At 66.8% G+C, this 5,117-nt stretch carries 5 protein-coding genes and 1 pseudogene; 5 read left to right on the top strand and 1 reads right to left on the bottom strand.

What is annotated here, in order from left to right; genetic code table 11:
* The 4 genes from ACI38Z_RS01835 to ACI38Z_RS01850 all read left to right on the top strand — a co-directional run.
* The coding region (locus ACI38Z_RS01835; protein WP_439788483.1) for a thiamine pyrophosphate-dependent enzyme at window positions 1–1,050 on the top strand (1,050 nt) is incomplete at its 5' end.
* Window positions 1,047–1,700, top strand: coding sequence for an indolepyruvate oxidoreductase subunit beta (locus tag ACI38Z_RS01840; protein WP_439788484.1), 654 nt, complete (start codon window positions 1,047–1,049; stop codon window positions 1,698–1,700). The genes ACI38Z_RS01835 and ACI38Z_RS01840, both read left to right, overlap by 4 nt.
* Window positions 1,634–2,986: a phenylacetate--CoA ligase family protein gene (locus ACI38Z_RS01845; protein WP_439788485.1), complete on the top strand. Its 1,353-nt coding sequence runs from the start codon at window positions 1,634–1,636 to the stop codon at window positions 2,984–2,986. The genes ACI38Z_RS01840 and ACI38Z_RS01845 overlap by 67 nt, the downstream gene beginning before the upstream one ends.
* Window positions 2,987–3,168: 182 nt before the next feature.
* Window positions 3,169–3,600, top strand: a complete 432-nt coding sequence (locus tag ACI38Z_RS01850) for a zinc ribbon domain-containing protein (protein WP_439788486.1) — start codon at window positions 3,169–3,171, stop codon at window positions 3,598–3,600.
* 97 nt (window positions 3,601–3,697) lie between these two features.
* On the opposite strand, the gene ACI38Z_RS01855 is transcribed toward ACI38Z_RS01850, so the two are convergent.
* The gene (locus ACI38Z_RS01855) at window positions 3,698–4,066 is read right to left on the bottom strand and encodes an arsenate reductase family protein (RefSeq protein ID WP_439788487.1); all 369 of its coding nucleotides are present in this window, start codon (window positions 4,064–4,066) and stop codon (window positions 3,698–3,700) included.
* A gap of 387 nt (window positions 4,067–4,453) precedes the next feature.
* Between ACI38Z_RS01855 and ACI38Z_RS01860 the strand changes: the two are divergent.
* Window positions 4,454–5,117: pseudogene (locus ACI38Z_RS01860) on the top strand (threonine--tRNA ligase); the annotation flags it as partial.

Here is a 5,117-nt window from a genome sequence, read left to right on the forward strand (position 1 = left end):
GAGGGCGAGTGCCGCGTGCTGCGCGTGGCGACGCCGTTCCCGTTCCCGGACGACCTTGCGCTCGAGTTCCTGGACGGCGTGGACGAGGTCCTGTGCGTCGAGGAGCTCGATCCCGTGATCGAGCGCGCGCTCACGGCGCTCGCGGGCAGGCACCACTTGGACGTGACGGTGCGCGGCAAGCTCACCGGCGACGTGAAGCCGTCCGGAGAGAACTCCGTGGAGTACGTGGGCCAGGTGCTCGACGCGTTCCTGGGCCGCGGCGACGCGCAGGACGCCAGCTGGCCTGACCCGCCGGAGCTCCCCGTAAGGCCGCCCGTGCTCTGCGCCGGCTGCCCGCACCGCGCGAGCTTCTATGCGGTCAAGCAGGCCATGCGCGGCAAGAAGACCATCTACTGCGGAGACATCGGCTGCTACACGCTGGGAAACGCCCGCCCGCTCGACATGTGCGACACCTGCCTGTGCATGGGCGCCGGCATCAACATCGCGCAGGGCGTGGGCCGCGTGGAGCCAGACACGCACTGCTTTGCGTTCGTGGGCGACTCCACGTTCTTCGCGTCCGGCATCACGGGCGTGGTGAACGCGTTCTACAACCAGGCCAACATGACGCTCTGCGTGCTGGACAACGCCACCACCGCCATGACCGGCCACCAGCCGCACCCCGGCACGGGCTGGACGGCCATGGGGCAGAAGGTCACGCCCGTATCAATCGAGCGCGTGCTCAGGGCCATCGGCCTCACCACGGTCGAGACCGTGGACCCGCTCGACCTCAAGGCGACGGAGGAGGTCGTGGCACGCGTGGACGCGGAGCCCGGCGTGAAGGCCATCATCTTCAGGAGTCCGTGCATCTTCCTGTACAAGCCCAAGGCCCAAAGCCACGTGGACGCCGGGCGCTGCGTGGGCTGCCAGCGCTGCGTGACGCAGCTTGGCTGCCCGGCCCTCGTGCCGCAGGCCGACGGCAAGGTTGCCATTGACGAGTCCCAGTGCGTGGGCTGCACCCTGTGCGAGCAGGTGTGCCCCACGGGCGCGATATCCGGAGGCGTGAGGGTATGAGCGAGGCAAGCGTGACGACCGTGACCCCGCAGGCGCAGGGGCAGGCCGCGAGCGAGAAGGACAGGGCCATGCGAGCCGACATCGTGCTCTGCGGCACGGGCGGCCAGGGCACGGTGCTGGCGTCCCGGCTGCTGGCCACCGCGGCCATGCAGCACGGGCTTCCCGTCAAGACGGCCGAGACCATCGGCATGGCGCAGCGCGGAGGCTCCGTCTTCAGCCACGTGCGCATAGGCGAGGGCGTCGCGGGCCCCATGATCGGCCGCGGCCGCGCAGACCTGCTGATCGCGTTCGAGCCTGCGGAGGCCGTGCGCCAGCTGGGCTTCCTCAAGCCGGGCGGCACCGTCGTGGCGAGCAACCGCGCCGTGGTACCGGTCTCCGCCATGACCGGAGGACCCGCCTACCACCTGGACGAGGTCATGTCCTACCTGCGCTCCGCCGCGGGGCGGCTCGTGGTGGTGGACGCGGCGGACGCGGAGCGCGCGCTCGGCTCTGCCAAGGTCCTCAACGTGCTGCTGCTGGGCGCGGCGGCGCGCACGGGTGCCATCGGCTTCACCGTGGAGGACGTGAGCCGCGCCATGCACGCGTGCGTGCCAGAGCGCTTCTGGGAGCTGAACGACCGCGCGCTCGAGTACTCGGAGCGCTACGTGTAGGCCGTGCCACGACGCCGCGGCAGGGGACACCACTAGAGCAAAGGATTGCCATGCAGATTTCTGACGAGCAGCTCGACCAGGTCAACACGCAGATCGCGCGCCTGCGCGCTTCGGACAACTTCTACGGGCGCCGCCTCAAGGAGGAGGGCATCACGGGCGTGGCCTCGGCCGACGAGTTCCTGAGGCTGCCCTTCTCGTCCAAGCAGGACCTCCGCGACGCCTACCCGCTGGGGCTCGCCGCGGTCCCGGAGGAGAAGATCGTGCGCATCCACTCGAGCTCGGGCACCACGGGCACGCCCGTGATCGTGCCGTACACCGCCAAGGACGTGGACGACTGGGCAACGCAGTTCGCGCGCTGCTACCAGATGGCGGGCGTCACCAACCTCGACCGCGTGCAGATAACCCCCGGCTACGGCCTGTGGACGGCGGGCATCGGCTTCCAGGCCGGCGCGGAGAAGCTGGGCGCCATGGCCATCCCCATGGGCCCCGGCAACACGGAAAAGCAGCTCAAGTTCATGGTGGACATGCAGTCCACGGTCATCTGCGCAACGTCGAGCTACGCCCTTCTCCTCGCGGAGGAGGTGCAGAAGCGCGGCATGAGGGACCAGATCGCGCTCAGGCGCGGCGTTATCGGCTCAGAGCGCTGGGGTGAGAAGATCCGCCGCCGCATCTGCGACGGCCTCGGGATCAAGGCGTACGACATCTACGGCCTGACCGAGGTGTACGGTCCCGGCATCGGCATCAGCTGCGACGCCAACGACGGCATGCACTACTGGGACGACTATATCTACCTCGAGATCGTGGACCCCAACACGGGCGAGCCCGTGCCCGACGGCGAGTGGGGCGAGATCGTGATCACCACGCTCGTGAAGGAGGGCGCGCCGCTCATCCGCTTCCGCACGCACGACCTGAGCCGCATCATCCCCAGGCCGTGCCCCTGCGGCAGCCCGTACCCGCGCATCGACACGCTGCGCGGCCGCTCGGACGACATGTTCAAGATCCACGGCGTCAACGTGTTCCCGCGCCAGGTGGAGGAGGTCATCGCGTCGTTCCCGCAGCTCTCGAGCGAGTACCAGATCCACCTCTCGCACCTGGAGGGTCGCGACACCATGCGCCTGTACGTGGAGACGGACGGCACGCAGAACTTCCTGGAGCTCGCGGACGAGGTCGCGCACGAGTGCCGCAACCGCATCGGCTTCACGCCGCTTGTCAAGGTGGTGGAGCTGGGCGTCCTGCCGCGCAGCGAGAAAAAGACCAAGCGCGTGTTCGACGAGCGCTACGAGTAGGCGTGGCAGGCGGCGCCGGGGGAGAAGACCGCGGCGCCGCCGGATGTACAGCTTGTGCGATGCGTGACCAAATGCGGATTGCGCCTGGCAGCTTCCCTCGGTCTGTTACAATCTGTCACGACGCTGTGGGTTCCTGCCGATGGGCTTTGGGAGCCGTACGTAAAAGGAAAGGCCACTAAGACATGTCTGATCTTCTGAACCAGATCATCACCCCCGAGGTCCGCATGGTCCTCTACCTGATGGTCGCGTGCATCGTGATGCTCTACATCCTCTCCATCGTGTACGTCATTCGCGACGCGCAGCGCCGCGGTGCCGAGCCTTGGTGGCTGTGGGCGATCATCTCGATCATCCCGATCGTCGGCCTCCTGGCGTACGTGATCCTGCGCCCGAGCTCCTACCTGGTCGACCGCGAGGAGCAGGACCTGGACATCGCGCTCCGCGAGCACCAGCTCTCCCACTACGGCATCTGCCCCAAGTGCGGCGCGCCCATCGACCGCGACTTCGTGGTCTGCCCCATCTGCAACACGCAGGTGCGCAACGTCTGCCCCACCTGCCACCGTCCGCTCAACGCGGACTGGAAGGTCTGCCCGTACTGCCGCACCCGCATCCAGTAGCGACGGGCATCAAAGCGAACCCAAAGGACGCCAGCACGCAACGTGCCGGCGTCCTTCTCTTTACCCAATCTGTCCACCTGATTCATTCAGGCTCGTGCTACGCGAGCCCCAGCGCCTCGGACCATGCTGCCTCGTCGAAGCCGGGCCGGGCGGGCACGCCGTCCACTATGAGCAGCGGCCGCTTGACGAGCATGCCGTCCGTGGCCAGCAGTGCCGCGGCCTCCTCGTCCGTCATGCCCGCGTCGAGCCGGGTCTTGACGCCGAGCTCGCGGTACAGGCGACCCGACGTGTTGAAGAAGCGCCGCATGGGCAGCCCCGACGCGCGCTGCCACGTGAGGACCTCCTCCGCGGTGGGGTTCTGCGTCACGATGTCACGGCCCGTGTAGGCGACGCCGCGCTCGTCGAGCCAGCGTAGCGCCCTCTTGCACGTCGAGCACTTGGGATACTCCAGCACCAGGATGTCCATGTCCTTCTCGTCCTCCTCTGTGGCCGCGTGGCCGGCGTATGCATGTGACGATTGTACCCGGCGCAGCGCGTCTTGCCCCTTGGGGGAGAAGGACGGACGTCCAGCCTTGCATCCTTATTGGATGGAATGGGCAACCATAGTGGCCATTTTGGCCCGTGGCGGCGCCAGAGTGTGGTACAACCGAGGGGTAACCAAGCAGGAAAGGCACACGCGGCTCATGCACGCTCGTTTTGCACGTCGAACTAGGACTATGTAGGCACCTGTCCCTTTATGAGCCGGGCTCGGCTTGTGACAGGTGCCATGGGGCCCGCATCCGTAGGAGCGGGCTATTTTTATGCGTAAACGGGCGCGGCGCCGCCGCGTATACCAACGGAAGAGGTTATCAAGATGAAGGCACTGTTCAACGACGGCCACGTTGAGGACGTTCCCGAGGACGAGGAGCTCCACGTCATCCGTCACTCCGCCGCACACATCATGGCGCAGGCCATCCAGCACCTGTACCCCGAGGCCAAGTTCGCCTTTGGCCCCGCCACCGACAACGGCTTCTACTACGACATCGACCTTGGCGACAGGAAGATCTCGGAGGACGACTTCCCCGCGATCGAGGACGAGATGAAGAGCATCTGCAAGCAGAACCTCAAGTTCGAGGTGTTCGAGCTCCCGCGCGCGGAGGCCATCGACTACATGAGGCAGCGCGGTGCCGACTACAAGGTGGAGCACATCGGCGACCTGCCCGAGGATGCGCGCATCACGTTCTACAAGCAGGGCGACTACGTCGACATGTGCGTGGGCCCGCACATCCTGTACACCAAGGCGCTCAAGGCGTTCAAGCTCACCGGCGTGAGCGGCGCCTACTGGAAGGGCGACAAGGACAACAAGATGCTCACCCGCATCAACGGCGTCGCCTTCCGCAACAAGACGGAGATGGAGGAGCACTTCAAGCTCCTCGAGGAGGCCGAGAAGCGCGACCACCGCAAGATCGGCCAGGAGATGGACATCTTCATGATGAACGAGGCCGGCCCCGGCTTCCCGTTCTGGCTGCCCAACGGCA

Source organism: Parafannyhessea sp., assembly GCF_051876455.1.
Lineage (GTDB): Bacteria > Actinomycetota > Coriobacteriia > Coriobacteriales > Atopobiaceae > Parafannyhessea.

What these genes read in the sequence shown, in the direction of transcription:
- ACI38Z_RS01840 (WP_439788484.1), top strand. Translation starts at nt 1,047, where the DNA reads ATGAGCGAGGCAAGCGTGACGACCGTGACCCCGCAGGCGCAGGGGCAG.
- ACI38Z_RS01850 (WP_439788486.1), top strand. Translation starts at nt 3,169, where the DNA reads ATGTCTGATCTTCTGAACCAGATCATCACCCCCGAGGTCCGCATGGTC.
- ACI38Z_RS01855 (WP_439788487.1), bottom strand. Translation starts at nt 4,066, where the DNA reads ATGGACATCCTGGTGCTGGAGTATCCCAAGTGCTCGACGTGCAAGAGG.